This window comes from Halomonas sp. BL6 (assembly GCF_006228115.1).
GTDB lineage: Bacteria > Pseudomonadota > Gammaproteobacteria > Pseudomonadales > Halomonadaceae > Vreelandella > Vreelandella piezotolerans.
In genome coordinates this window covers 438,858-464,780 of the sequence record NZ_VDGL01000001.1, presented here as the reverse complement: position 1 = coordinate 464,780, position 25,923 = coordinate 438,858, and the positions used below count along the sequence as shown (strand labels likewise).

At 57.6% G+C, this 25,923-nt stretch carries 39 protein-coding genes; 29 read left to right on the top strand and 10 right to left on the bottom strand.

What is annotated here, in order from left to right:
• Nucleotides 1-26: 26 nt before the first annotated feature.
• Genes FHJ80_RS02200 through FHJ80_RS02155 form a run of 10 tightly spaced genes read left to right on the top strand, consistent with a single transcriptional unit; the run spans nt 27 to nt 5,454 of the window.
• Complete coding sequence (locus FHJ80_RS02200) at nt 27-578, top strand: phage baseplate assembly protein V (RefSeq protein ID WP_176558200.1); 552 nt, start codon at nt 27-29, stop codon at nt 576-578.
• Nucleotides 578-928 (top strand): GPW/gp25 family protein, encoded by a 351-nt coding sequence (locus tag FHJ80_RS02195; RefSeq protein ID WP_139525417.1) that lies wholly within the window; start codon nt 578-580, stop codon nt 926-928. Before FHJ80_RS02200 ends, FHJ80_RS02195 begins: the two co-directional genes overlap by 1 nt.
• On the top strand, nt 925-1,821 hold the full coding sequence (locus tag FHJ80_RS02190) for a baseplate J/gp47 family protein (protein WP_139525416.1): 897 nt from the start codon (nt 925-927) through the stop codon (nt 1,819-1,821). The genes FHJ80_RS02195 and FHJ80_RS02190 overlap by 4 nt, the downstream gene beginning before the upstream one ends.
• Complete coding sequence (locus FHJ80_RS02185) at nt 1,818-2,540, top strand: phage tail protein I (RefSeq protein WP_139525415.1); 723 nt, start codon at nt 1,818-1,820, stop codon at nt 2,538-2,540. The genes FHJ80_RS02190 and FHJ80_RS02185 overlap by 4 nt, the downstream gene beginning before the upstream one ends.
• On the top strand, nt 2,537-3,064 hold the full coding sequence (locus FHJ80_RS02180) for a phage tail protein (protein ID WP_139525414.1): 528 nt from the start codon (nt 2,537-2,539) through the stop codon (nt 3,062-3,064). Before FHJ80_RS02185 ends, FHJ80_RS02180 begins: the two co-directional genes overlap by 4 nt.
• Complete coding sequence (locus tag FHJ80_RS02175; protein ID WP_139525413.1) at nt 3,061-3,420, top strand: hypothetical protein; 360 nt, start codon at nt 3,061-3,063, stop codon at nt 3,418-3,420. The genes FHJ80_RS02180 and FHJ80_RS02175 overlap by 4 nt, the downstream gene beginning before the upstream one ends.
• Nucleotides 3,413-3,667, top strand: coding sequence for a hypothetical protein (locus tag FHJ80_RS02170; protein ID WP_139525412.1), 255 nt, complete (start codon nt 3,413-3,415; stop codon nt 3,665-3,667). The genes FHJ80_RS02175 and FHJ80_RS02170 overlap by 8 nt, the downstream gene beginning before the upstream one ends.
• Nucleotides 3,664-4,029, top strand: coding sequence for a hypothetical protein (locus FHJ80_RS02165; RefSeq protein WP_139525411.1), 366 nt, complete (start codon nt 3,664-3,666; stop codon nt 4,027-4,029). The genes FHJ80_RS02170 and FHJ80_RS02165 overlap by 4 nt, the downstream gene beginning before the upstream one ends.
• Nucleotides 4,026-4,967 carry a hypothetical protein gene (locus FHJ80_RS02160; RefSeq protein WP_139525410.1) on the top strand — a complete coding sequence of 314 codons (942 nt, stop codon included), beginning with the start codon at nt 4,026-4,028 and terminating at the stop codon, nt 4,965-4,967. Before FHJ80_RS02165 ends, FHJ80_RS02160 begins: the two co-directional genes overlap by 4 nt.
• Nucleotides 4,968-4,980: 13 nt before the next feature.
• Nucleotides 4,981-5,454, top strand: a complete 474-nt coding sequence (locus tag FHJ80_RS02155) for a hypothetical protein (protein ID WP_139525409.1) — start codon at nt 4,981-4,983, stop codon at nt 5,452-5,454.
• Between the two features lie 53 nt (nt 5,455-5,507).
• Here FHJ80_RS02155 and FHJ80_RS02150 read toward each other — a convergent pair whose 3' ends face one another.
• Entirely contained in the window at nt 5,508-5,927 is a 420-nt protein-coding gene (locus FHJ80_RS02150; protein ID WP_139525408.1) for a hypothetical protein, read from the bottom strand.
• 258 nt (nt 5,928-6,185) lie between these two features.
• The gene (locus FHJ80_RS02145) at nt 6,186-7,004 is read right to left on the bottom strand and encodes a hypothetical protein (RefSeq protein WP_139525407.1); all 819 of its coding nucleotides are present in this window, start codon (nt 7,002-7,004) and stop codon (nt 6,186-6,188) included.
• A 166-nt stretch (nt 7,005-7,170) separates the two neighbouring features.
• Here FHJ80_RS02145 and FHJ80_RS02140 point away from each other — a divergent pair, with 166 nt between their 5' ends.
• The 7 genes from FHJ80_RS02140 to FHJ80_RS02110 are packed head-to-tail and all read left to right on the top strand — an operon-like array spanning nt 7,171 to nt 13,584.
• On the top strand, nt 7,171-8,355 hold the full coding sequence (locus tag FHJ80_RS02140; protein WP_139525406.1) for a phage tail sheath protein: 1,185 nt from the start codon (nt 7,171-7,173) through the stop codon (nt 8,353-8,355).
• 21 nt (nt 8,356-8,376) lie between these two features.
• Entirely contained in the window at nt 8,377-8,889 is a 513-nt protein-coding gene (locus tag FHJ80_RS02135) for a phage major tail tube protein (RefSeq protein WP_044627860.1), read from the top strand.
• 41 nt (nt 8,890-8,930) lie between these two features.
• Nucleotides 8,931-9,239 carry a phage tail assembly protein gene (locus tag FHJ80_RS02130; RefSeq protein ID WP_139525405.1) on the top strand — a complete coding sequence of 103 codons (309 nt, stop codon included), beginning with the start codon at nt 8,931-8,933 and terminating at the stop codon, nt 9,237-9,239.
• A 26-nt stretch (nt 9,240-9,265) separates the two neighbouring features.
• Complete coding sequence (locus FHJ80_RS02125; RefSeq protein WP_082051383.1) at nt 9,266-9,403, top strand: GpE family phage tail protein; 138 nt, start codon at nt 9,266-9,268, stop codon at nt 9,401-9,403.
• A complete protein-coding gene (locus FHJ80_RS02120) occupies nt 9,393-12,125 on the top strand; it encodes a phage tail tape measure protein (protein ID WP_139525404.1) in 2,733 nt (910 codons plus the stop codon). Before FHJ80_RS02125 ends, FHJ80_RS02120 begins: the two co-directional genes overlap by 11 nt.
• A gap of 32 nt (nt 12,126-12,157) precedes the next feature.
• Nucleotides 12,158-12,583, top strand: coding sequence for a phage tail protein (locus tag FHJ80_RS02115; protein WP_255303835.1), 426 nt, complete (start codon nt 12,158-12,160; stop codon nt 12,581-12,583).
• Nucleotides 12,580-13,584 (top strand): phage late control D family protein, encoded by a 1,005-nt coding sequence (locus FHJ80_RS02110; RefSeq protein WP_139525402.1) that lies wholly within the window; start codon nt 12,580-12,582, stop codon nt 13,582-13,584. Before FHJ80_RS02115 ends, FHJ80_RS02110 begins: the two co-directional genes overlap by 4 nt.
• Here the strand turns inward: FHJ80_RS02110 and FHJ80_RS02105 are convergent.
• A complete protein-coding gene (locus FHJ80_RS02105) occupies nt 13,568-14,965 on the bottom strand; it encodes a P-loop NTPase fold protein (protein ID WP_176558199.1) in 1,398 nt (465 codons plus the stop codon). The genes FHJ80_RS02110 and FHJ80_RS02105 overlap by 17 nt on opposite strands.
• Before the next feature lie 207 nt (nt 14,966-15,172).
• Nucleotides 15,173-15,523: a hypothetical protein gene (locus tag FHJ80_RS02100; protein ID WP_139525400.1), complete on the bottom strand. Its 351-nt coding sequence runs from the start codon at nt 15,521-15,523 to the stop codon at nt 15,173-15,175.
• Between the two features lie 116 nt (nt 15,524-15,639).
• Here FHJ80_RS02100 and FHJ80_RS02095 point away from each other — a divergent pair, with 116 nt between their 5' ends.
• Nucleotides 15,640-16,980, top strand: coding sequence for a Y-family DNA polymerase (locus tag FHJ80_RS02095; RefSeq protein ID WP_139525399.1), 1,341 nt, complete (start codon nt 15,640-15,642; stop codon nt 16,978-16,980).
• Here the strand turns inward: FHJ80_RS02095 and FHJ80_RS17290 are convergent.
• From FHJ80_RS17290 to FHJ80_RS02070, 6 genes are all read right to left on the bottom strand, one after another.
• Nucleotides 16,958-17,128: a hypothetical protein gene (locus tag FHJ80_RS17290; RefSeq protein WP_176558198.1), complete on the bottom strand. Its 171-nt coding sequence runs from the start codon at nt 17,126-17,128 to the stop codon at nt 16,958-16,960. The genes FHJ80_RS02095 and FHJ80_RS17290 overlap by 23 nt on opposite strands.
• A 52-nt stretch (nt 17,129-17,180) precedes the next feature.
• Complete coding sequence (locus FHJ80_RS02090; protein ID WP_139525398.1) at nt 17,181-17,480, bottom strand: hypothetical protein; 300 nt, start codon at nt 17,478-17,480, stop codon at nt 17,181-17,183.
• Between the two features lie 15 nt (nt 17,481-17,495).
• Nucleotides 17,496-18,779 carry a hypothetical protein gene (locus tag FHJ80_RS02085; protein ID WP_139525397.1) on the bottom strand — a complete coding sequence of 428 codons (1,284 nt, stop codon included), beginning with the start codon at nt 18,777-18,779 and terminating at the stop codon, nt 17,496-17,498.
• A 23-nt stretch (nt 18,780-18,802) separates the two neighbouring features.
• The gene (locus tag FHJ80_RS17420) at nt 18,803-19,441 is read right to left on the bottom strand and encodes a DUF4145 domain-containing protein (protein WP_139525396.1); all 639 of its coding nucleotides are present in this window, start codon (nt 19,439-19,441) and stop codon (nt 18,803-18,805) included.
• Nucleotides 19,441-20,106, bottom strand: a complete 666-nt coding sequence (locus FHJ80_RS02075; RefSeq protein ID WP_139525395.1) for a LexA family transcriptional regulator — start codon at nt 20,104-20,106, stop codon at nt 19,441-19,443. The genes FHJ80_RS17420 and FHJ80_RS02075 overlap by 1 nt, the downstream gene beginning before the upstream one ends.
• A gap of 271 nt (nt 20,107-20,377) precedes the next feature.
• Entirely contained in the window at nt 20,378-20,578 is a 201-nt protein-coding gene (locus FHJ80_RS02070; protein ID WP_139525394.1) for a hypothetical protein, read from the bottom strand.
• Between the two features lie 48 nt (nt 20,579-20,626).
• On the opposite strand from FHJ80_RS02070, the gene FHJ80_RS02065 reads away from it, so the two are divergent.
• The 11 genes from FHJ80_RS02065 (at nt 20,627) to FHJ80_RS02015 (ending at nt 25,893) form a co-directional block, all read left to right on the top strand.
• On the top strand, nt 20,627-20,953 hold the full coding sequence (locus FHJ80_RS02065; protein WP_044627873.1) for a hypothetical protein: 327 nt from the start codon (nt 20,627-20,629) through the stop codon (nt 20,951-20,953).
• A 45-nt stretch (nt 20,954-20,998) separates the two neighbouring features.
• Complete coding sequence (locus FHJ80_RS02060) at nt 20,999-21,205, top strand: hypothetical protein (RefSeq protein ID WP_139525393.1); 207 nt, start codon at nt 20,999-21,001, stop codon at nt 21,203-21,205.
• A gap of 25 nt (nt 21,206-21,230) precedes the next feature.
• The gene (locus FHJ80_RS02055) at nt 21,231-21,434 is read left to right on the top strand and encodes a hypothetical protein (protein WP_139525392.1); all 204 of its coding nucleotides are present in this window, start codon (nt 21,231-21,233) and stop codon (nt 21,432-21,434) included.
• A gap of 38 nt (nt 21,435-21,472) precedes the next feature.
• Nucleotides 21,473-21,676, top strand: coding sequence for a hypothetical protein (locus FHJ80_RS02050; protein ID WP_137094437.1), 204 nt, complete (start codon nt 21,473-21,475; stop codon nt 21,674-21,676).
• Nucleotides 21,676-21,972, top strand: a complete 297-nt coding sequence (locus FHJ80_RS02045; RefSeq protein WP_176558197.1) for an ogr/Delta-like zinc finger family protein — start codon at nt 21,676-21,678, stop codon at nt 21,970-21,972. The genes FHJ80_RS02050 and FHJ80_RS02045 overlap by 1 nt, the downstream gene beginning before the upstream one ends.
• The gene (locus FHJ80_RS02040; protein WP_139525390.1) at nt 21,965-22,366 is read left to right on the top strand and encodes a hypothetical protein; all 402 of its coding nucleotides are present in this window, start codon (nt 21,965-21,967) and stop codon (nt 22,364-22,366) included. The genes FHJ80_RS02045 and FHJ80_RS02040 overlap by 8 nt, the downstream gene beginning before the upstream one ends.
• The gene (locus tag FHJ80_RS02035) at nt 22,363-22,644 is read left to right on the top strand and encodes a hypothetical protein (RefSeq protein ID WP_139525389.1); all 282 of its coding nucleotides are present in this window, start codon (nt 22,363-22,365) and stop codon (nt 22,642-22,644) included. Before FHJ80_RS02040 ends, FHJ80_RS02035 begins: the two co-directional genes overlap by 4 nt.
• Entirely contained in the window at nt 22,641-24,944 is a 2,304-nt protein-coding gene (locus tag FHJ80_RS02030; RefSeq protein WP_139525388.1) for a replication endonuclease, read from the top strand. The genes FHJ80_RS02035 and FHJ80_RS02030 overlap by 4 nt, the downstream gene beginning before the upstream one ends.
• Nucleotides 24,945-24,958: 14 nt before the next feature.
• A complete protein-coding gene (locus FHJ80_RS02025; protein ID WP_139525387.1) occupies nt 24,959-25,180 on the top strand; it encodes a TraR/DksA family transcriptional regulator in 222 nt (73 codons plus the stop codon).
• Between the two features lie 189 nt (nt 25,181-25,369).
• Entirely contained in the window at nt 25,370-25,639 is a 270-nt protein-coding gene (locus FHJ80_RS02020; protein ID WP_139525386.1) for a hypothetical protein, read from the top strand.
• Nucleotides 25,636-25,893: a pyocin activator PrtN family protein gene (locus FHJ80_RS02015; protein WP_139525385.1), complete on the top strand. Its 258-nt coding sequence runs from the start codon at nt 25,636-25,638 to the stop codon at nt 25,891-25,893. The genes FHJ80_RS02020 and FHJ80_RS02015 overlap by 4 nt, the downstream gene beginning before the upstream one ends.
• The last annotated feature ends 30 nt before the right edge of the window (nt 25,894-25,923 follow it).

The window sequence follows — 25,923 nt, the reverse complement described above, 5'->3', positions numbered from 1 at the left end:
CTAAACGCCGCCGCAGGATAGCGGCTATGAACATTCCCGAACTCCTCCGCCTGCTGCACAACCTGATCCGCCTCGGCACCATCGCCGAGGTGGACCACCGCGCTGCCCGCGTGCGCGTCAAAACCGGCGAGCTATTAACCGATTGGCTGCCCTGGTTAGAAGGCCGCGCAGGCACCACGCGAGATTGGGACCCGCCTACGAAAGGCGAGCAAGTCATCCTCTTTTCACCCGGCGGCGACCCCGCCGCCGGTGTGGTGCTGTGCGGGCTGTGCTCCAACGCGCACCCCGCCCCGGCGGAGGTCGCCACGCTGTGGCGCAGAATCTTCCCTGATGAGGGGCTGTTCGAGTACGACCACGCCAACAGCGTGCTGCGCATTCGCCTGCCCGGTGCCATCGAAATCAGCGCCCCTGGCGGCACCACCTGGCAAGGCAATATCCAGCACACCGGCGAGCTCAACCGGCAAGGCAGTTACAGCCAGCAAGGCGGCGGTCTGACTCACAACGGCAAAAACGTGGGGCACGACCACGCCCATAGCGGCATCCAGCCCGGCCCCGCCAACACCCAGGGGCCAGTGTAATGGCAGGCATGAACGCACACACCGGCCGCCAGTTGGATTCGCTGGCCCATATCCAGCAATCGGTGGCGGACATTCTCACCACGCCCATCGGCTCCCGCGTGATGCGACGGGAGTACGGCTCGCTGCTGCCAGAACTCATCGACCAGCCCTTGAATGGCCCCACCGCCCTGCGCGCTTACGCCGCCACGGTGGTGGCCTTAATGAAGTGGGAACCGCGCATTCGCGTTCAGCAAGTCACCCGGCAGGTCTCCACCCAGCGCCCCGGCCGGTTCGATCTGATCATTACCGCTCAGCGCGTGGATAACGGCGAACGCGTCAGCATAGCGGTACCGCTCAGGGGGAACCTATGAACAACGCTATCGACCTCTCCCAGCTCCCCGCGCCCAACGTCATCGAGCCGCTGGACTATGAAACGATCCTGGCCGAGCGCAAGGCGCGCTTGATCGCGCTGCACCCTGAAGAGGAGCGGGAAGCCGTGACCGAGCTGCTCGCGCTGGAATCCGAACCCACGGTGAAGCTGCTGCAGGAGAACGCCTACCGCGAGCTGCTGCTACGCCAGCGCATCAATGAAGCGGCCCGCGCCGTGATGATCGCCTTTGCTAACGACGAAGACCTCGACCAGCTCGGGGCCAACCTCAACGTGAAACGCCTGGTGCTGGATGCAGGCGACCCCACCGCCATTCCGCCGGTACCGCCCACTCTGGAAAAAAACCGCGACTACCGCGCCCGCATCCAGTTGGCGTTTGAAGGATTATCGGTGGCAGGGCCAAGCGGGGCCTACGAGTACCAGGCGATCAGCGCCCACCCCAGCGTGCTGGATGTCTCGGTGGCCAGCCCCGAGCCGGTAGAGGTCGTACTCACCATTCTCTCCCGGGAAGCCGGTGGCCAGCCCAGCCAAGCGGTACTGGATGCCGTGCGCAAGCGTGTGGATGAACGCCGCCCGCTAACGGATCGCGTCACCGTGCAGGCCGCCACCCTACTGCCGTTCAGCATCACGGCGGTGCTGGCCCTGCGCACCGGCCCTGACCCCGCCGTGATTCGTGAGCAGGCCCGGCAACAGCTAGCGGCATACGTTGAAGCTCGCCATCGGCTAGGGGCGTGGATCACCCGCTCAGGCGTTCACGCCGCGCTTACCGTGGAAGGGGTCGAGCGCATCACGTTGGACGGCTTTAGCGAAATCCTTGCGGCTCAGCACCAGGCGCCGCACTGCACCGGCATCACCCTGCACACGGAGGGCGTATGACCGACCTACTGCCCCCCAACCGCACGGCGCTGGAAGCGCGCCTGGCCGCCTCGCACCCGCTCGCACTGCGGGTACCGCTGCGCACGCTCTGGAACCCGGCCACCTGCCCGGCGCACTGCCTGCCGTTTCTGGCCTGGGCGTTCTCGGTCGACCAGTGGCACGAGTCCTGGCCGGAGAGCGTCAAGCGTCGCGTGATCGCCAACAGCGCCGAGCTTCACCGCATCAAAGGCACCCGCCCAGCGGTCGAGCTCGCCATGGCATCCCTTGGGGTAGAAGTCGAGCTCACCGAGTGGTTCGAGGCCACGCCCCACCTACCACGGGGCACCTTCCGCGCCGTGCTCTACGTGAACGAAAACCTCACGCCCGAGGCCCCGGCGCTGCTCAGCGACACGCTCTACACCCAGCTACGCCAGGCCATCGACAACGCCAAGAACCAGCGCAGCCACTACACCTTCCAGGTGGGTGCCCGCTACGCAGCGGTCATGGGGGCCGCCAGCGCCATGAAAAGCGCTGCCGTTCGGCGCGATACCGCCAACGCCATCACGCCCCCACTAAACGCCCAAAGCTCCCTCGGCGCGGCGGCCGTGCAGCGCACGGCGGCAGTCTCCCGCTGGGCGGCCGCCGCCACCCACACCCCCACGTTATCCACCCCGCTTGCCGTGGCCTGCACTTTCCGCGCCACGGCGATGGCCCGTTACCCCATGGAGGCCCCCGCATGACGGCCCTTGTTCCCACGCTCACCCTGGACGGGCTAAACGCCGTGTTCAATGCCCAAGGCGATGGCCTGCAAGCCCGCATCACCCACCTCGTGCTGGGCGATCAGGGGCGCACGCCTAACCCTTCCCACACCCAGCTCGGCAACCAGCGCCGCCGTATTCCTATTGCCGATGGCGAAAAGACCGCCGACCGACAGCTCCACGTCACCGGCGTGGTGGATGGCGATGGCCCGGAGTTCTGGGTGCGGGAGGTGGGTTTTGAACTGGAAGACGGCACGCTGCTGGCGATCTGGTCGAGTACCCAGCCGCTGGCGTACGTCTCCAATAACGTGCCGCTGCTGCTGGCGTTCGATTTACGCCTGGAGGCGCTACCGGCGGATGCCGTCACGGTCGTCACCACCGGGGCCAACCTATCGCTAGCCGCCTGGGGCGAGCAGTACCTCGCCAACGCGGCGGCCATCGTCGACAACATGGCCCGCCAGGTGGATCTCCTTTACCGCGTTCAAGCCCTAGAGAAACGCCCATGAGCACCCAAGCTCCCACCCTCTCAATGATCGCGGGCACCACCTACCGCTTTAGCGCGACCTGGGCCAGCGACGACGCCCACGCCACGCCGATCAACCTCACCGGCTGCGAGGCGATGTTCGCGGTGGTCAGCTACCAGGGTGAAACGCTGCTCACCTGCGAGACGGGGAACGGCATTGATCTGGAGCCAGAAGACGGCGGCATCCACCTGCATCTTCGCCCGGAGCAAACCGCTGGCCCCGTGGCCCCGCACTGGGCAGGTGCCCGTTACGAGCTGCGCATCACCTTCCCCAACGGCGATGTGTTCAGCCTGCTGCAAGGGCGTTTTCAGCTACAGCCGGGGGTAATCCATGGCTAACGCCACGCGCCTCACCATCACCATGCCCGCCCGCAGCGTCACCGTGCGCCTGCCCGAATCGCCGCGCTTTCAGGTGATAAGCCACGGCCTGCAGGGGCCGCCCGGCACGCTCTCGGCAGAGATCCTGCAGCAGGTCAGCGAGGCCCGCCACGTCACCCAACAGCTCGGCAGCATGATGGCCGCACTCACCCAGGAATTCACCTACTACGGCGGCAGCATCAGCGCCCAGGAGGACGACACCCCATGAGCTTTGACGACAACCTCACCGCGCTACGCCAAGCAGTCACCCACACGCTCGGGGTGATCGACGGCAAGCTGCGCAACAAAGCCAACAAAACCGACGTAATGACGCCGGAACAGGTCGACCAGCGCATTCAAACGCTGATCGGGGCCGCGCCGGAAACCCTCGACACCCTAGCCGAGATCGCCGAGGCGCTGGGCAACAACCCCAACTTCGCCGCCACCATCACCGAGCAGCTCGGCACCAAAGCCACCAAAACCCAACACGCCGCGCTGGAAGCCGAACTCAGCGAGGCCCTCACCGCGCTTACCGACGCCTTCACCCAAGGCGCGGCCAACATCCAAAACGCCACCCAGGAGACACCATGAGCCTAGAAAGCCAAGTCGCCGCGCTCGTCAGCGCTGCTAGCAACCTCACCAGCCAGGTGGCTGGGAAGATGGCAGGCATCGATCAGCGCATGGAAAGCGCCGAACGCCAATTCGATGAATTCACCGGGCAAGACTTCCCCCAGCGCGTCAGCGACGCCCGCAAAATCAACGTCTACCTGGACCCCGCCGAAGGTAACGACAACAACAGCGGCACTACGTCGGCAAGCCCCGTGCGCAGTTGGCAACGAGTGCGCGATATCACAGGCGGCTCAGCCACCATCTATGGCCGCGTGGTGGTGTTCATTCGTGCAGGTGCCGCGCTTACCATGGATACCGTCATCAGCGCCTTGGAAACGCTGGAGATCACCCAGTTCGGCACCCCCGTGGTACCGGGCACGGCCACTCGGCTCTATCAAGGGTTTTATACCGGAGGAAGCAGCCAAGGCCGCCCCCTCTCGCCGCTGCGTGCCCCTTACGTGCTGGTAGACCAGCGCGGTGACACCGACCTGGAGATCCACACGGCCGAATTTCCCAGCGGCCACCACTGGCCGGAGATCGCCGAGAACAACCGGAACGCCGACTGGATGTGTTACGCCGGTTCGATGTTTTCCAACACCTCACGCTACAAGCTGCGCAACGTGAAGCTTCACCTTCACGACATGCCTTTCAGCACGATTTATATGAGCGGCAGCCTGGGCGACTTCGCCAAATACGAAGTGGTACTGGGGGCAGGCTGCCAAATCACCGGGGATGCCCCCGGCGCAGGCAGTGGCCAATACACCCACAAGCCCAAGCTCATTCACGTCTACGCCAACCCGAAAGTGCCGCTGGATATCGTGGCCTCAGACCTGACGCTAGGCGGCAGCCTCACCTCCACCGCGGATCTCTTCGATAACCTGAACACCGAAAACGTCCGCTCCTCTTTCGCTATCCAATAAGGGCACGCACACCATGTACATTGCGAAGGTCAAACACGACGGCAACCTCTACCTGGGCATTCACTCTCAAGAAACGTGGCTGCCGTTATCTGCCGTCCTCCCCGCCGCCATGGCCCAACTATCGGACGACATCGACACCGCCGCCGGCAACGCCCGCGCCGCGTTCGTCAGCCCGGGGAGCTACATCGATCAGGAGTATCTGCTCGCCAAACAGGAAGCCGATGCATGGTTAGCCGGTAATAAAGACGAATTAGCGATCCCATCGAGCGTTAGCGATCACATGGCCATGTTTGGCGTGGGTGCGGTGGTCGCCGCAAAGGAAATCATTGCCACTGCAGAGACCTGGGAGAAAGCGCTACGCAATATTCGCCAACTACGTCTGGGGGGTAAGTCTGCAGTGCGAAAGGCGGAAACCATCAAGGAGGCGGAAGAAGCGGCCAAAGAAGCGATTGAGCAGCTGAATCGGTACCGTCCAGCCTATAACTAAACATATACTTTGGAAAAGGAGCCCGCTGCACAGCGGGCCTGTTACTCAAAAGATCATACATTTGTCTTACTTGAAATGTACTTTATTACATCTGCAATTATAGGAATGGCCATATAATCAATTACAACATAAAGAAAAGCAATACTAGCAATGCAGGCAAGCATTCTAAAAAAGGCACTTACCTTTTTCTCGAACAAATAAGAGCTTACTACATCAATCAATCGCGCCATATCAAGCGCCACATTAATCAAAAAGAGCAGAAAAAGAAATATTGCAACAACCTCTATATAACCTTTATTTAAATGCCGACCCACTTCAAGCAAAAAACCAGCCAAGGTAAGCTTTGTAACACTATCAAATACACTTTTTATAAATAACTTGGAGTTTTTATAAATCAATACATCATCCCAGCTATTCTCTTTACCTTCAGCACACACCTCAACTTCTACTTTGTAAGTTTTTTTACGACTCACGACTCACCCCATAATAAATTTTAATTCAACCTAGCACGTCTTTCAGATAGGCTCTACACAACACCCACCATTCCTCACTTCCATACAAGAACAACATCATAGTACTTAGCAAGACAAATCATGGTCAAGCAATATTATACTAAGTGGAGACGACAGCCAAGATAGCGCTTGAATTGGTATTAGTCAGCGGAGGTACAAGAACAATTGTTAACGAAGAAACTCATCGAATGATGAGCTTCTTCACTTTTATAAGCTCTATCACTTTGATAAATTTCGACCTATTTCTTGCCATCTAGCAAAAATACTATTTTCATCATAAGAATAGTTCTCTTCAAATTTCAACAATTTGGAACCTCGCAAAAAAAACTCATCACCCAACCCAATTAAGTATGCTTGATAACAAAGGAATGGGTATTTCTTATTGTCATTATCATCTCTGGCCCATAGGCATGAATTAAAATAATCATAGAGAATTTCATTTGCTTCAACCTGATCACACATAAATTTATAAAACACATGTAATGGTTTAAAAAATCTTTCAAGATAAATTTTAGCCTCGCAACTAGGGCAACCGTCTATGACACTCCACAATCTATCCGGACGCTCTAATAAATATCCGGGAGTCTTTTGATGATTAACAAAAAATCCTATAAATCTAGCCCTAAGCTCAGAGCTTTCTGCTGTGTATGGTGTGAGATTATTTGAAAGCCAATCTATAAACGCATTGTTCAACTCTGGAAAAACCTCTCTAACATTAATATAAGATAGCTCAATTCTGTGTTTATTTTTCAGTTCTAAATTCTGCTTTTTTACTAATTCTATTTGACTATCCTGACTATCAATCAGCTTTTGCTGCTGCCTCAACGTAATAACAAAAGCAATCAAAGTAGCCACAACAGCTGCCACACCCACAGTGCCTGAAATGTAAGTCGCAAAATTTGCCCAGTCTTCTGATTTATTCGAAAAGCCATTGGCGCCAAATTGGTCAATATACAAAAAAGCTGCCACTCCCCCTACAACAGCCACCAAGCCCACCAAAATGACGTGGACATAATATTTTTTGCACAAACTTTTCATCCCAACATTCCCTTAATAATCATTTCCTCGCACCTTACCACACCCACCATGTAAACCACCCCACTTACACCCAGCACCGCTACCACCCTCCCCCCAGCCCCCGCACGATACCTGCGTGAATTCACCCTTTTCGTTACTCGAACAGTGAACCTGCGCAGGAGCCACCATGGCACTCGATCAATTCCACCACGGCGTGCGCGTTGCGGAAGTCAATGACGGCACGCGTACTATCCGCACCGTCTCCACCGCCGTCATCGGCGTGGTCTGCACCGCTTCCGATGCGGACGCCACCACCTTCCCCCTCAACCAGCCCGCGCTGGTGACCAATGTGGACACCGCCATTGGCAAAGCGGGCACTCAAGGCACGCTGAAAGATACCCTCACCGCCATTGGCCAGCAGGCCAAGCCCATCATCGTGGTGGTACGGGTAGAAGAAGGCATCGACGCCGATGAAACCACCGCCAACGTGATTGGCACCACCACCGAGCTGGGCCAGCGCACCGGGCTGCAGGCGCTGCTGACCGCCAAGCAGAAGCTGGGCGTCACGCCGCGCATTATTGGCGTGCCTTACCTGGATACCCAGCCGGTGGCCACCGCCATGGTGTCGGTGCTGCAGCAGCTGCGCGCCTTTGGCTACGTGTATGCCCATGGCTGCGAGACCACCAGCGATGTCATCGCCTACCGCGATGAGTTCGGTACCCGCGAGCTGATGGTGCTCTGGCCCCAGTGGCAGGCGTTCGATACCGACGACGCGCAAACGCTGGATATCAGCCCCGTAGCCATCGCCCTGGGCCTGCGCGCCAAGCTCGACCAAACCGTGGGCTGGCACAAAACCCTGAGTAACGTGGCGGTGAATGGCGTCACCGGCATCAGCAAAGACGTGTTCTGGGATCTGCAAAGCCCCAACACCGACGCCGGGCTGCTCAACGCCGCCGATGTCACCACGCTAGTGAACCAGAACGGCTACCGCTTCTGGGGCTCGCGCACCTGCGCCGGGCCGGAAAGCCTGTTCCCGTTCGAGAACTACACCCGCACCGCCCAGATCCTCGCCGACACCGTGGCCGAAGCGCACCTCTGGGCGGTGGATTTGCCCCTGCACGCCTCATTAGCACGAGACATCATCGAAGGCCTGAACGCCAAGTTCCGCGAGCTGAAAACCCTGGGGCTGATTGTCGATGGCAGCGCCTGGCTGAACGAGGAGCTCAACACCCAGACCTCCCTCAAGGGCGGCAAGCTGCGCATCGACTACGACTACACGCCGGTACCGCCGCTGGAAGACCTCGGTTTTCAGCAGCGCATCACCGACTCCTACCTGGCCGACTTCGCCGAGCGCGTCGCGGCCACCGCCTGATTGGATTAGCGAGAGACCCCCATGGCACTCCCCAAAAAGCTCAAAGACCTCAACCTGTTCAGCAACGGCGAAAGCTGGCAGGGCATCGTCCAGTCGATCACCTTGCCCACCCTCACCCGCAAGATCGAAGAGTGGCGCGGCGGCGGCATGGATGGCGCGGTGGGTATCGATATGGGCCAAGACGGCCTGCTCACCGTGCAATGGACGGTAGGCGGGCTGGTGGAAAGCCTATTCGACAACTTCGGCACCGCCCGCATCGATGCCGACATGCTGCGCATGACCGGCAGCTATGAGCGCGACGACATCGACGACGCCTCCTCGGTCGAGGTGGTCATGCGCGGCCGCCACACCGAGATCGATATGGGCGACGCCCAAACCGGCGAGAACACCGAGCACCAGGTCACCAGCACGCTCAGCTACTACAAGCTCACCATCGACGGCACCGAGAAAATCGAGATCGACCTGGTGAACGGCGTGTTCAAGGTCAACGGCGTCGACCGCCTAGCAGGCCGCCGCCAGCGCCTGGGTATTTAACCCGCCCCTTTTCCTCTTAACCCAACACTAGGAACACCACCATGACCAAAGCTGCCGTCACCCAAGCCATCGCTGCCACCATCACTCTGGATACCCCGCTCACCCGGGGCGAGACAGAAATCACCGAGCTACGCCTGCGCAAACCCACCTCTGGCGAGCTGCGCGGCGTCTCGCTGGCCGATGTGCTGCAGATGCAAACCGACGCGCTGATCACCCTGATCCCGCGCCTCTCCAACCCCTCGCTCACCGCCACTGAAGTGCGCCAAATGGACCCGGCCGACCTCGTTCAATGCGGCGGTGAAATCGCCGGTTTTTTGCTGACGAAGCGGGCCAAGGGCGAGAGCGAATAAACCTCCCCAACCAGGTAGAAGACGCGATGGCGGATCTCGCCATCGTCTTCCACTGGACCCCGCAAGACTGCGCCGCCTTCACCCTGCGCGAACTCATGGCCTGGCGAGAACGAGCGCGCAAACGCAGCACCACCACAGACACCAGGAGCCAGCGTGGCCGGTAACAACCTCAAGCTGCAGGTCATTTTAAACGCCGTGGATAGGGCCACCCGCCCACTGCGGGCCATCGACCGTGCCAGCCAAGCCGCGTCTCAGGCCATGCGTGAAAACCGCGACCGCTTAAAGCAGCTACAGGCCACGCAGAAGAACGTCAGCTCCTTTCGTACCCTCACCCGGCAATCCACGGAAACCGCCACCGCCCTGCGGGAACAGCAAGAGCGCATTCGTCGGCTCTCGCAGCAAATGCATACCCACCAGGGCGACACCGCCGCCCTGCGCGCCGAACGGCAAAAGGCCATTACCCAAGCGCGCAGGCTCAGCCAGCGGGTGGATGAAGAACGCCAGCAGCTCCAGCGGCTGCGTAGCACCCTGAACGAAAACGGCGTCAGCACCGCCCACCTCTCCCGCGATCAACGGCGGCTTTCCAGCGACATCCAGCAGGCCAACACTGCCGTGGAAGAGCAGCGGCAGCGGCTCAAACGGCTGGCCGAACAGCAGCGCAACGCCGCCCAAGCGCGCAGCCGCTACGACCGCGCCATGAGCCTACGCAGCAGCATGGCCGGTACCGGCGCGGGTATGGTGGCCAGCGGCGGTGCCGCGCTGTACGCCGGGGCGCGGCTGCTGGCACCCGGCGTTGAATATGGGGAGTCGATGTCGCGGGTGCAGGCGCTCACCCGCCTGGAAGGAGACGACGAACGCCTGGCAGCACTTCGCCAGCAAGCCCGGGAGCTAGGTGCCACCACCGCGTTTAGCGCCGGGCAATCCGCCGATGCCCAAGGCTACCTGGCGATGGCCGGTTTCGACCCCGCCGCCATTCAAGCGGCCATGCCGGATATGCTCAACCTGGCACTGGCCAATCAGACCGATCTCGCCCGAACGGCGGATATCTCCTCCAACATCCTCTCCGGCTTTGGGTTAGACCCCGCCGAGATGGGCCGCGTGGGCGATGTACTCACCGCCACCACCACCCGGGCCAATGTTGACCTGGAGATGCTGGGCGAGTCGATGAAGTACGTCGCCCCGCAAGCGCGGGCGATGAATATGTCGCTGGAGCAATCCGCCGCCATGGCCGGGCTGCTGGGCAACGTAGGTATTCAAGGCAGCCAGGCAGGCACCACCCTGCGCGCCATGGTCACCCGCTTAGCCGCGCCCACCGGGGCCGCTGCCGGTGCGCTGGCCGACCTCGGCGTGAACGCCAAAGATGCCGAAGGCAACCTGCGTGACATCCCCCGCATCCTCACTGATGTGGCAAGAGCCACCGAAGCGATGGGCAACGCCGACCGCGCCGCCTACCTAAAAGACATCTTCGGCGAAGAACCCGGCGCCGGCATGGCGGAACTGATCGCCCAGCAGGGTAGCGATGGCATCGAAGCGTTTGTCGAGATCCTCGCCAACGCCGCTGGCGAGAACGCCCGGGTGGCGAAAACCATGGCCGACAACATCGGCGGCGACCTCAAATCGCTCAAATCGGCATGGGATGAGGTGGGTATCTCGATCACCGAGACCAACAACGGCGCGCTGCGCGGTCTGATTCAGAACGTCACCGCCATTACTCGCGGCATCGGCCGTTGGATCAACGAAAACCCCAAGCTGGCAGGCACCCTCGCCAAAGCCGCCGCCCTGGTCGCGGTGCTGGTGGCAGCGGGCGGCGCGCTTACGCTGATGCTCGCCTCCATCCTCGGCCCCTTCGCCATGGTGCGCTTTGGCATGGCGATGCTCGGCCCGCAGGCGCTCATGCTGGGTAAAGCGCTTACCTGGTTAGGCGGGGTGATTCGCGCCGTGGGCATGCTGGCGGTGGCTAACCCCATTGGCGCAGCGGTGGCCGCGATCGCCGCCGCCGCGTATCTCATCTACCGCTACTGGGAACCCATCAAAGCCTTCTTCCAAGGCTTGTGGCAGCAGGTGAAAACCGCGTTCGGTGATGGGCTAGGGGCTGTCGCGCAGCTGCTGATGAACTGGTCACCGTTGGGGCTGTTGTACCGAGGCATCACCACCGCGCTTTCCGCGCTGGGCGTCGAGATCCCCGCCCGCTTCACCACGCTAGGCGGCGCGGTGATTGATGGGCTGCTGGTAGGGCTGCGCAATGGCCTCAGCACCGTGCGCCAGGTGATTACCGACCTCGCCAGCAGCATCGCCAACTGGTTCAAAGAGATCCTCGGTATCCACTCCCCCAGCCGCATCTTTTCGGGCTTTGGTACCAACATCATCGAAGGGCTGATCGGCGGGCTCACCGGCAAACTGGCCGACCTACGCGACCGTGTGATGGGCATTGCCGGCAACGTGCGCAGCTGGTTTGCCGACGTGCTGGATATCAACAGCCCCTCCCGCGTGTTCACCCAGCTAGGTGGCTACACGGTAGACGGCCTAAACCAAGGGCTAGACGCCCAGCGGGACGAACCCGCTAGGCGCATTCAAGAGATCGCCCGCCGTGTAAGCCGCGCCGGGGCCGGGCTGGCACTCGGGGCGGCCACCCTGCCCGCCGTGGCGATGCCCCACATCGAGCAGCAAACGCCCATCCAGTTCGATAACCGGCCGCCGCTCACCGCTGCCAGCACCCAGGCCAGCGGTTTTTCGATGGGCGATATCAACATCAACGTCACACCCGCCCCCGGCATGAACGAACAGCAGCTCGCCCAGTACGTGGCGCAGGAAGTACAGCGCGCCCTCACCAACGCCCAGCGCGACGCTCAGGCGCGGCAGCGTTCGTCACTGCGCGACCTCGACTAACCGGAGAACTGATCATGTTAATGGCGTTAGGCATGTTTGTATTTGAGACCCGTAGCGTGCCGTATCAGGAATTAAAGCGCATCACCGAATGGCGGCACCCCAGCCAATCCCGCGTGGGGCAGCGGCCCGCTTACCAGTTTACTGGCCCAGGCGCAGATACCATCACCCTCAGCGGCACCCTGCTACCCACCTTCACCGGCGGTCGCTTTAGCCTAGATGAGATCCGCGAGATGGCCGACCAGGGCAACGCCTGGCCGCTGGTCGAAGGCACCGGCCGCCAGTACGGCTTATGGGTGGTCACCCGCGTGGAAGAAACCAGCACGCACTTCTTCCGCGACGGCGCGGCCGAGAAAATCGAGTTCAACCTCACGCTCGAGCATGTCGATGATGAGCGCACCGACCTGATCGGCCGCTTGGCGCTGCCCGCCGTGGCGCGTTTGGCCGGGGGCTATGTATGAACGCCTACCCTAAGCCCAGCTATCGCATCACGCTGGATGGCACCGACATCACCCCGCGCTTCAACGGCCGCCTGATCAGCCTATCGCTACGCGAGCAGCGCGGGCTGGAAGCCGACCAGCTGGACATTACCCTGGCGGATCACGACGGCCAGCTCGCCATTCCCCCACGCGGGGCAGAGCTGCAGGTGGCCTTTGGCTGGCAAGAGGAAGGGCTGGTGGACAAGGGCCGCTTCACGGTGGATGAAGTACAGCACACCGGCACGCCGGACCAGCTCACCATTCGCGCCCGCTCGGCGGATATGCGCGGCCAACTGCCCGGCAAGCGCACCCAGGGCTGGCACGATGTGACGCTGGGCGAGATCGTCACCACCATCGCAGGCCGCAACCGCCTGGAGCCGGTGGTGGCCGCCGCGCTCAACGGCATCCGCATTGGCCATATCGACCAAACCGACGAATCCGACCTGAATTTTCTCACCCGTTTGGGCGAACGGTACGATGCCATTGCCGCCATCAAAGCCGGGCGCATGCTGTTCACCGTGGCCGGCCAAGGGCTAACGGCCAGCGGCCGTGCCATGCCCGCCATCACACTCACCCGCCGCGACGGCGACCAGCACCGCTACAGCGTGACCGACCGCGACGCCTACAGCGGCGTAAAAGCCTACTGGAACGACACGCGAGGCGCAGAGCGCCAAACCGTACTGGCAGGCACGGAAGAAAACGCCAAACAGCTACGCCCCACCTACGCCACCGAAGACGACGCCCTAGCCGCCGCCCGCGCCGAATGGCAGCGCATCCAACGCGGACTGGCAGAATTCGAGTTAACGCTGGCACTAGGCCGCGCCGACCTGCTGCCCGAAACCCCGCTCACACTCACGGGCTTCAAGCCTCAGATCGACGCCACGGCCTGGCTGGTGAGCGAGGTCACGCACTCGCTGAATGATGGGGGGTTTGGGACGGTGGTACGGTGTGAGATGCTCACAAAAATCAACCTATTTTACTAGCTAGGCTAATAACTTTATCATAGTCAAGAGTGACATCCTCTCTCTGCAAATCACTTCTTATGCGATTCTTATAGTTTGGCGACTGTTTAACTTGGGAGTTACTGAGGCCACTTCTCTTAGCATCAAAATAATTTTTAGCTATCTCATGAACACCTTCTGAGCAGTGCCTAAAATAAATCCTCTTTGGTTTGAAACGCTCACTTAAAACCTCTTTAGCCCTTAGACTCAGGCCATCATTTATAAAAGACTTATACGATTCTATGTCACTATTTCTTAAAAAAACCAAATACGCCAAATAGAAGAAATGCACTCTTCTCTCTTTAATATTCACTAAACTTGCGTCAATGTGTCTACAGTTTCTTTCTAAATTCCTAAGTGAGCATTGAAAAGTTCTTGCCAATGCCAAAATTATAATCTGTCTTCTATCTAGCTCCGAGGACAAAACCGTATCAACATCAGGTCTCACAGTCTTTTTATCAGAAATAATCTGATATAACTCATCAGTATGATCTTCAACCAAATCTAAGCAATAAACATTATCACCCTTCTCACCCGACAAATAATTAACCTTCAACCAGTTGACCAAGTCACTATTATCCAAAGTGTAATCCAAATCAAAAAATCGCTTCAAATACTCTAGAGAATTAAACCCCTCACCATAGACAGACCTAATTGAGTGTTGCAGTTGACCAGTATCAGTAGCAATTACAAACTTACAGCCACGAACACTGAAAAAGTGCTTAACTCTCTCCAATAACTCAATTGCATACGTCGGTCGGCATCTATCAAGCTCATCAATCAAAATATATACAGGAGCTAAATTATCGTTACTCTTATGCTTTGAAACTTCGACTACTAGATTCTGCAGGGCATCAGAGAAATCCTCGACTATCTGTTGTTCATGGGCACTATTTTCTATGAGAGACTGTATCGCAGCCTCAGCAACATCATCACTAACACCCTGAAGAGCTTCTCCTGCGCCATCAGCATCAAAACCTGTAAATCGCTTCAACAGTCCTTTAGCAGCAAACTTCATCAGGATAGGAGTAGTGGCCGCTATAGCTTTGGATGCCTTCTCAACAAACCCTTCGAGGCTTTCGAGTTCAGGGCTCAACCCACGCTGGCTAGCTAATTGATCGTTTATGGCAGCGACGAGAGACACAAAAGGATCACCCGTGTAATCCTTTTTCCACGCATTAAAATAGACGACTCCACGATCTTCTTCTAACTGTTGCTTCCAGTTTTCAAGGAAGAACGTCTTCCCTGTACCCCAAGGCGAGTCGATATTGATGACTGTAATGTCTTTATCGCTCTCTAGCAGGTTTTGTAAGAAGTCAGCAACTTCCCTACGGCCCAGCAGATCCCTATCCCATGCTGACATACTGCCCCCTGTGCTATTTGCTATGCGGCTAAGTAGAGTGTAGCTAAACACAAAAACCCCCAGCCATTCCATGGCCGGGGGGTATCAGTGCCGCATCCTTCTGGCGAAACAACCCTGCAACGCGTGCTTTTAGGCGACACCACCACTATGACAAATCCGCTCAGGCAATGATGTAAGCCATTGACCACAAAGCTTGTAAGCGATCTCCTACAACGCCCAACACCGCGCCTGCCTCACCACCACCCCGCGAAACTGCTTCGCGGTGATGAAGCACCCTTCCCCACCCGTGGGCGGCAATAGACGGCAGCGGCTGCCGACGCGTTGGGTTTTGAATAATCGGTACTCGCCCTCTACCTCCGCCACCACCAGATCCGCGTGGCCATACGAGCGCGCTTCGTCCACCACTAGCACGTCGCCTTCCATCCATGGCCCACCGGGGTGCGCCTCTTCGCTGATCTCCACCAAAAAACAGGTCGGCGGAAATTTTCGCCGGTCCATCTCCGCTACCGCCGGGTGCTCCACCCCCACCACGGCAGGCCCCAAGTAGGTCACTCGCATGCTGTTGCCCTGTGCTAGCTCCACATTTGGCGACGTATATTAGCGTTTGCCTGTCGCCTCCCTAATGCCTAATACTGTATAAACGAACAGCATTTAACAAGGGTTAAGGAGGCAACATGATCGGGTTAGTGGACTGCAACAACTTCTACGTGAGCTGCGAGCGCGTGTTCAACCCCAAGCTAAGGCGCCGAGCGGTGGGCATTCTCTCGAATAACGACGGCTGCATCGTCGCCCGCTCCAACGAGCTCAAAGCCCTGGGCGTGGAAATGGGCACCCCCGCCCATCATGTGCGCCACCTGGTCGAACGCGGCGAGGTGATTCTCTACTCCTCCAACTACGAACTGTACGGCGATATGTCTCACCGGGTGCAGAGCGTGCTCGAGGAGGAGACCGCTGGGGTCGAGCCCTACTCCATCGATGAAATGTTCGTGCGCATGGACGGCTTCACGCCAGAGGCGCTGCTGGCCCACGCCAAAACCCTGCGCTGGAAAGTGCGCCGCTATACCGGCATTCCCGTGTGCGTGGGCGTGGCGGCCACCCATACCCTCGCAAAGCTCGCCAACCGCATCGCCAAAAAGCACCCCGGCTACCCCGGCGTGTGCATCCTTCACGCCGACAGCGACGAAGCCCGGCACTTGCTGGAGCAAATCGACGTAGGCGACGTGTGGGGCATCGGACGCCGCCTGAACGAGCGCTTGCAGGTAATGGGCATCAAAACCGCCTGGGATCTGCGCGAAGCGGATGCCAAACGCCTGCGGCGCAAGTTCTCGGTGAACGTAGAGCGCACGGCGCTGGAGCTGCGTGGCATTCGCTGCCTAGAAATGAACGACCTGCACGAACCTAAACAGCGCATCATGACCAGCCGATCGTTCGGCCGCCCCACCCAGCAGCTCAGCGACCTGCAAGGGGCCATTCGCCACCACGCCCAACGCGGTGCCGAAAAACTACGCCAGCAGAAAAGCCTGGCGCGTGCCGTCATGGTGTTTCTCAAAACCAACCGCTTCCGGCCCGACCTGCCGCAATACTGCCCCAGCGTGGTGGTGGAACTGGAGCGCCCCACCCAAGACACTCGCGAGATCCTTCACGCCGCCCAAGAGGCGCTGCGCAAGATCTACCGCACTAACTACGCCTACAAAAAGGCCGGCGTGATGATGCTCGACCTCACCGACCAGCACCGCCAACAGCTCAGCCTGATGGACACGCCACAAACAGAAGAGGAACGCCAACGCAGCCAAAAGCTGATGGCCACCATGGACGCCCTGAACGAGAAAATGGGAAAAGGCACGGTACGCCTGGGCCTACCAGAAAAGAACGCCCCCTGGCACCTACGCTGCGCGAACCGCAGCCCGCGCTATACGACACACTGGGATGAGCTGATGAGGGCGTATACGGATGAGGGGGCAGCGAGGCGGGATGGCATGACTAAAACAGAATTTAACCGCCCGCAAACCGGATAATGGCGAAGACAAGAGCAGCAACGGCAACGATAGTACCGACGTTCCATTTGATGATGTTGGTTTCCATCTGGGCAAGGCTTTCCTTGGTGGCCATCGTTTCTTTAATGATGGCCACCTCTTGCTCCAAGTGACGCAAGCGCTGTTCCATATCGGGTGGCTCCCCGCCGCCATCGTGCGGCTTCACAACGTAGAGATTTCTATTACTCACCATTCTCACCCTCCTGCTCTATAAAATCCAATACTTCAATATCGCGGATATAGTGGATAAATGCACAGTGTGAGCAAACGCGTAAAAATTCACCGTAGCCACGGTGTGAGCCATCATTGATGGTATGAACTACACGGACCGCAGGCGCCTGATCGTCCATGACGCCTTCAGGATCGAATACAGATATAGAGAGAATTCCTGTTAAGCAAATCGGGCAGTTATCACCTACCCCCTTTGCTTCAAGAAAGCGAGTAATATCGCCACCCTTCACACGATCCAGAATATTAATCATCATTTCACCTTCAAGTTATTCACCAGTGCTTTCATTTGGCTGGCTGTTTTTATTTCTCCCTCTTCGCTTTATCAGATCAACTAGCTCTTCCATTGGGCTATGTTTCTCTTTGGAAGCACTGTCAATGACACATGTAGAATCACGACTAATCGAAAGCAGATTAATCCTCATCAAGTCCAATAAATCTTCAGAGGCATCGTCTCCAAGTTCGCTTAATCGGCTCTTATAACCCTCATATGATTCAGCAAGCGTTTGCTTTTGAGCATAGAATTCTTCTAGGCGGATTAATAACGCAGATTTTTTTGAAGCAAAAACAGCTAGCCACACTGGCACTACAACTAACGGAAGGCGGGTTAAAAAATATTGAAAATAGCTTAGAAAACTATCTGAATCCACATCGTAATTTGTAAAAACTATTGCCGAAACAATCAATGCCAAAGTTAAACCAACGTAAAAAACCTTATCATATTTATGGCGTTGAGCTGAGGCTGCCTCTTTCCTTTCCTTGAAAGACTTTGCCAACTGAACAGTAACTGCACTTCCCAAAATTTTATCAGCCTCTTGCTGAGTTGTATGCGAGGCATCTAATATTGATCTTGATTTATTTAACAGATCATCAGTAGTCTTTTGCGTGCGTGTATTAGTAGCCAAATAAGAATTTAGCTCATTTTTTGCTTCGGACGCTTCCTTTTTTATCCCCTCCAACTCTTTAAAATTAGTTTTTGTTTCTGCCAACACTTCAGCCAAAGTGTTGCTGTGCTGATTAATCAATCCAACATTTTGCTCAGCCTCAGCCAAACTATCTTTTAGCTTTTTTAACTGGTTTTCTTGGCGCTGAATATCTTCTGACGACTGATCCAAACCATTAGATAACTCTTTATTTTTCTTAAACAAGAGAGACAAGAACTCTAACCTTTGATTTTCAAAACCAGCATCCCAGATTTTTATATTATATTTTTGCCTTGCTGAGCCGTCGCTAAGCGACTCGGTCCAAACACCTGAACCAAAAAACACATCAGTATCAAAAATATTTAAGGGCTCAATTTTAAAAAGAATCTCATTACTACTCTCTAAAAAACTGCCTTTTATCTCTGGCCGCTCAGATTCGTTATCATAAACTAGCTCTGCCTGCCCTTCCTTCATCAATCCTGTGTCACTATAGCCTCGAACTTTAAAGCTATTTTCACCGTCTTTCTCAAAATAAAAATTAACAATAGCTCTGAGTTCAGCCGGAATATTATTACCAACAGTCACAGGCTTTAACTCACAAAAAAAACCTTTTTTTTCTTGCTTTGACATTCCAGCTCCCTATGTATTTTCAACTATTTATTTTGAGAATCGCGTTGTGCTACACCCTGCCTCTTTTCAGCAGGCAAGCTCTCATAGAGCGCATCAATCTCTTTAAATCTAGTAATTCTGTCTTGAACAATAAAATTTAAAAGCTCAAACATGGCGCCAACACTTTCGCCTAAATCTTCATCTTTTATTGCGCCAGGGTGTACAGACTCATTGCCAATAATGCGTATAGCATCGAGGGCTTTCTGTACTTGGGGCAACAACCCATCACTGACAAGTTGGCCAATAGCAGTATTTATATTTGCACTCTTCCCCAAATCAATACAGATACGCTGCAGAGCCAGTCTCAATAAAGCCGCGGCGGCTCTTGGTGAATGAGGATAAACATCACGCGCTTCCAGATAATCTTTTTTCGCATTTCCAGGCATATCTGGATTGGGGTAAGGAACAGATGAAATGATTGGGTAAATCATCTTCCCTTCATTGTCTCCATGAAAGCTACCAAGCCAGTAAGAATGCTCTCTACACTGACTACAGTCGGCTCTGACGATCGGAGACGAGCCATAGTTATTATGATAAAGCTCCCCCCAATGCATATCGGCATAAACATCACACAGAGGGCACGTAAACGCTTTTTTTTGATATTCAGGAGGAAAATATTTCATCACACCACCCGCCCAATCCGAATCTCACACCGCCCTAAGATCTCCACATCGTGCATATCCTGCGGCTTGATCATTTCCGGCTGGTAGTGGTCATTATCACTAATCAAGTACAGCGCCCCGCCCGCCAAGCGCTGCACCCGCTTAATCCGACGTTCTCCACTCACCAGCAGCAAGAACACACCCTCCTGCTTAGGGTCGCGGTTGCTCCGATCCACCAGCACCCAGTCGCCATCGGCCAAGGTGCCGTCCATCGAATCGCCACGCACTTTGATGCCCACCACCTGGGCAGGGTCTAGCCCCTGCTCGGCCAGCTCGCTGCTAGGAAAATGAAGGGTGGTTTTGATCGGCTCGCCCTCGAAGCTACGACCAGCGCCCGCAGCAGCTTCGATGTCGTACATCTTAATGGGTGAAAGCTCTGCCGATGGTTCACTTAACGCAACCCCTAGAGGTTGAGCAGTGGCAGTTCCTGAACGCTGGCCTTTGAGCACGTAAAAGACATCTACGCCTTCATCAGAAACGGCGGAAAGGTAAGAAGAATCAGGGCTGCTAGCACCTTTTTCATATTTGATCTGGGTGGTTTTTCCTACACCCCCAATCTGCGCAAGGGCCGTTTGGCTCAACCCAATCCGCTCACGCTCTTCTCTCAGACGTTCGCCAATGCTCATTTTTATGAACCATCCTTATTGACAGGTTCATTTTTGTGAACCATTCTATTCATGTCTTTCACTTCGATACACATAGCAAAGGGAGCCACTGCCATGGCCGCACCTGCTAAACCGCAAGACCCACGCCCGCTGCTTGGTCATCACCAAACGATGGCCAGCAAAGTCTTGGTAGAAACCATTGGCGAATTAGCCAAGCAAGGTCTCGCGGGAGACGACTTAGAAAAGCGAGCTACCGAACTGGCTAATTCACTCCGCTCGGGGCTGGCTCAACTCACTGCGCCAACGTCTGGTAGTACTCAGTCAGCTTCTTGTGAGCCGCAATGACAGCTTCGGCGAGGCTTTCACCGTATTTCTCATCCATAGCAGCAGAGTACTTAAGCTCCAGATTTTGAGCACGAATAAGCTCAACAACTACTTCATGAGCTGCATGTTCGGGGCTGTGCTTAGGATCAAGTACGCGTAGTTCAGACATTACCAAAGCCCTCCTTGGGCATCTGTAATCACAAAGGAAACCACTGCCATGGTCACCATCATTGCCACGATTATCTTGCCGCCTTCCCCCACCGTGCTGTTTCGCGGGGTGGAAGTGAACCTGGACCGCTGCTCGCCACGTACCCGCCGCACCATTGAAACGGCGCTGCGCCAGGGCACGGAGAAGCCTAACCCGCTGGCCGATCTCGAAGCGCTGGAAGAGCGCACCACCGCCCAGGCGGTGAGCCAGCTCGCTGCCACGATGCTGGCCCAAAACGCGCCGTTCGAGCAGGTGGAAGACGCCCTGTGCGAACTGCGCACCCACATGGATGAGCACTTCCTGCAGCGCAAGCTGGTGCGCTTGTACGAGCGCTAAACCGCTGCGGCCAAAGTTATTCAACCTGATACGGAAGCCTACCCCATGACCTCGACCAACGCCATTGCCCCAAAGCCAATTTATGCCCCCAAAGGCTGCACCAGCACAGTACTGACGCGCATGACCGAAGACGAACGCGCCGACCTGGAGCGCATCGCCGAGCTGGAAATGCGCTCGCTCTCGGCCACTGCTCGCATGTTGCTGCTGCGCGGCATCGCCCAGTACGACCAAGACACGCTGAATGCCGAATGACCCTGCCTGCATAAGGATGTTTGCCATGTACCAGGACCCCAAACGTGTGCGCACCCGCTACGCCGCTCTCAATTTGGATCAGTACGAGGCCCAACTGATCGATGCGCTGGTGGATTACACCGGCATCGAACGGGCATCGCTGCTGCGCCAACTGGTGCTGAAAGAAGCCCTAGAGACGCTGGGCGTTGCGGATCTCTCACTTAGCACTGTGCCCCAGCAGGCGTCGTAAAGGCAGGGCTTTTTGAGGCCCTCAAGGAGCATTGAGGTATGGCTGACCAACCGGCACGCGGCGAATTACGTCTTCCGCTGAACGACCAGCTAGAGGCCGCGCTGCAGCAGGTGTGTGAACAGCAGGATTTAACCAGCCTGGACGACGCCGCCGAATGGCTACTGCGGCGGCGGCTACGCAAAGGCACCCAAGGGCTCACCGGCCGCGGCCGCGCCCTTTATCCGGTAGGGAGAAACCATTGATGTCGACCGCTTCCAAGCACCGTATGCCCTGCCCCCACTGCGGCCACAACATGCGGGTCCGCAAAAGCCAGGCGCTTACACCGGTGTACCGCGAAGGGGAAGTGGAATGCCGCAACGTGGATTGCGGATTTCGGGGTAAGGCAGGTTTTGAAATTCTCAGCACATTAGCGCCTAGCGATATACCGAATCCCAATGTGGATCTGCCCTTCGCCCCTCGCTTACTCAGATTGATAACCCTGGCACTTAACCGACAGGTCGCCAACGACGAACACTACGAGGAATCAGCGGATGAATAAGGTCGCCCATTTACCCCGTCCACCACGGCCACAAACCGACCGCGCAGGCTTTGGCGCCTTACGCGCGGAACTGCACAGTCGCGCCGCCGACCAGGACCTCATTCAGGTGTGGGCGGATCTTCCCCATGCCGAGCGCCGTTTTGTGCTGAAAAGCGCAGGCCTGCAAGAAGATGCCACCGTGCAAATCCGCCAGCTTGCCAAGCCAGAACGGGAAGCTGTTCGGGCGGCGATTCACCGTATGAGCCGCTACGCCAACGGCCTGAAAGATCAACTCAACCAACGCACCCAACACCCTAGTGCGGAACTGGCCAGCCACGCCCGCCAAGCCATCGCGGAAGGCAACACCAAAGCGGCGCTGCACTGGCTCAGCTTGATTGAGAAGGGGGTCGCATGAACCTGGACACCACTATGCACAGCCTTTACCTCGTGAAAGCGCGTTTCGATTACCTCGCCAAGCAGCTGGAGCAATCTGGCCATCGCATGGCTGCCGAGGAACTCAAGCGCGAAGCCCACCACTTCGGCTGCCAGCTCACGCAAATCGAAAGCGTGCTGGATGAGTACCGTGTAGACATTGCAGCCGTTCAGCTTCCCATTGAACTACCGCGCTTTGTCGGCGTGGATATGGCGGCCGTGGGCTGCAAGCGCACGGTGGTTCAAGAGGTAACAGCGTGAGCGCGTTAGCCCTAGCCTTTCAGCACAGCTCTGGCACCCAGGATTGCTACACCTTCCTGCAGGCGCACTTTAAGCGCTTGCCGTCTTTGGCTCAGAAGCTGGCCGAGGGATACGCGCATGTGTCCAAGCGGCATGGCCACGCGGCGGCTAACCGCTGGCTACGCCGCAACGCGCAGGATCTCATCGACCCGGCCAGCATCTACCGCCGCTTTTCAGCCATCGCGGAAGACTTAGAGCGTGGCTTTAACGCTCTGGTGAAGCGAGCCTCCACCACTATCGACGGGCTGAAAACCGCCTGCGAGTGGCTGACCAGCGTTCAGGATCGCTTAGTGGTGCACGGTTTGAACGTCACCCACGATGATGACGCGGTGATCAATCACGCCCAGGCGCAGGCCACGGCGCTGGAACGCGAGCGCAGCAAGCTGATTGGCGGCATCGCCGAGCATAACCGCCGCCTGCGTTTAGGCCTGCTGCCGCCCCCGCTCAACCTGAAAACGCCTAAGGCGCGCACCCTTTCCGGCCAAGCGCGTGAAGTGGCGCTGCAAATCGCCACCTCACGCAACCCGTTAAGCCCGCCTCTGGGCATCATTCCATTGATGGCGGTTTTCCGGTGGCATCGCGCCCCGGTGATGTGCCTAGCCGTCGTCAATGAAATGGCGCTCGAAAAGGCCCGCCACCGCGCGCGCCTGCATGGCATTAACCCGCCTAGCCTCCAGCTGAAAAGCAGCGTGCAGCTCGCCAAGCTTACGGACCCCATTTGGTGGCGTCGGCAGTTGCGCCGCCTGGGCGGCCGCCGGTTAGAACAGGTACAGCGCGAGGCGCACCGTGTGCACAAACGCGCAGGCATTTACTGCAGCAACGTCACGCTCGACCGCCGTCGCGCTCAGAAGAACCGCAACCGCGCCCTGCTGGAAGCGCTGGAAGCCATCAACCAGGAAGGCCAGGTCTACACGTTGGCCGAACTGGCCGAGCTGGGCTTATCCAACCCCGACCACCGCCGCGCTGAATTGATGCTACGCATCAGCGACACCGAGGCGGAATCGCGCCGCATGGGCCATGTGGGCATGTTTTACACCATCACCGCGCCGTCGCGCTTTCACCCGGTGCTTTCCAGCAATAGCGCCCGCAATCCGAAGTATGACGGCAGCACCCCGCGTGAGGCGCAGGCCTACCTGCAGCAAGTATGGGCACGCACGCGGGCCAAGCTGGCGAGAGAAAACATCGGCGTTTACGGCATCCGCGTGGTGGAGCCCCACCACGATGGCACGCCTCACTGGCACTTACTGATATGGGCCGCGCCGGAACACGCCGACACGGTCACCGAGATTCTGCAAAGCCATGCAGAAGCGGATTCACCGGAGGAGCTTTATAACCGCCGGGGCGACAAGACAAACGCCCGCTTCAAGGTCGAGCAGATCGACTACCGGCGTGGCACCGCCGCTGGCTACGTGGCCAAGTACATCTCGAAAAACATCAACGGCGAGCAGTTCACCCGCGAAGGCGTGGCCAACGACGACAAAGACCGTTATGGACACGAACTCACCAGCGTGGCGCCGCGCATTGAATCCTGGGCGGCGGTGTGGGGCATTCGTCAGTTTCAGTTCGTGGGGCTGCCTAGCGTTACCGTGTGGCGTGAAGTGCGCCGCCTGAACGAAAAGCACATCGATGAGCTGGCCGCCTGGGAAGCCGCTACCCGCCCAGAGCGCCGCGTGGCGGATCGCCTGCACCAGATCCGCAAAGCCGCCAACGCTGGCCAGTGGGACCGATTCTTACGTTTGATGGGCGGCCCCAACCTGCCCCGCAAACAGCGCCCGATTAAACCCTGGACGATGCCCCGCGTGGATCTCCAGCAAGCCGAGTTCAGCCACGCCACCGGCGAGGTCCGCGAAGGCGTCGAAGCCAAAGGCCGCCACGGCGAAAACAAGCTGGGCACCTTCGGCATCGTCGTCTCCGACGGCCGAGGCAACGAACACGAATACCTGACCCGCTTTTACAAGTGGGAAGTGCGCAGTAAAGCGCAGCGCCACCAGGGGGTTTCGGGAGGCGGCGAAGCCGCGTCCCCTTGGACTCGTGTCACTAACTGTACGCAGGGGCCAGATATCCAGCCCCGCGAGCCTTCCCCAGCGGAGCGAGAAGCCCAGCTCGAACGCCTTAAAGCGTGGCAGAGCTCAGAAATTTACCGAGTGGAACGCGATGCCGAGTACGAAGACGCCATCGCAGCAAGAGAAGCCGCGCGAAACCTCTTCGCGCCGCCCACCCCTACCCCGCAGGAAGAGTACTTCCCGCCTGAATTGTGTTAACCGAAGGAAAAACGATGGCCGATAACGCCGACCGCGCTGCGGTCACCATTCAACAAAGCCTGGAAGCCACGCTGGCCAACCGCGCCCGGCTCGCCACCCAAGCCGCCAACGATGACTGCATCGATTGCGGCGACGAGATCCCAAGCGCCCGCCGTGAAGCTGCGCCTTGGGCCACTACCTGCATCGGGTGCCAAAGCATTCGTGAAATGAGGGGGAAGCATGTTCGTCAATCTTAATAGGTTACTGATGATCGGCCTCTGGCTCTTCGGAGTGGTAGTGGCCAAAGGTTTCTGGTCAACGTTCTTCGCCGTGACCGTTTTTCCCTATGCCTGGTACTTGGCGGTTGAACACTTACTGACGTTCTGGGGGGTGATATGAGCCAGACAACTCCATCTCAAATGCCACCTCTCCCCAAAGGAGGTGTAGTGGCAAGGCAAGCGGCAATGCTGTGCTCTGATCCTGCTTTCCAGCTTTACCTGGATCGCCGTCGGAGATTCAAGCACAACCTGACAGAAAGCCAGCTACCTGATGGAACACACAACGCTAAAGATGCGCGTGATTGGTTGGTAGCAGCCTGCAACATCGAAAGCCGCGCCGAGCTAGATAGCAACTACCGGGCGCGCCAAACGTTTCGCATGGTCCGCAACCGCTTCAACCACTGGCGGGCAAAACAAAAGGGAGAGAGCCAATCATGAATACTTACTTTGGTTTACTGGCAGAATTCAACGGCCGCGCAGAGCTCCCGTTGGATGAAGTCGCGCCCCGCTTCTTCGGCATTAGCCCACGCACGGCTAGTTTCCGCGCCGGCGCCCAAGCCTTACCGGTGCCGGCTTACCGCGCTGGCGATTCACAAAAAAGCCCGTGGTTGGTCAGCGCGTTGGATCTCGCTCAATACCTGGACCAGAAGCGCGCTGAGGCACGGGAGCAGTGGAAGATGGTTAATGAGTAGGTGGCGGGCAACAGAAAAGCTAAGGTAAGC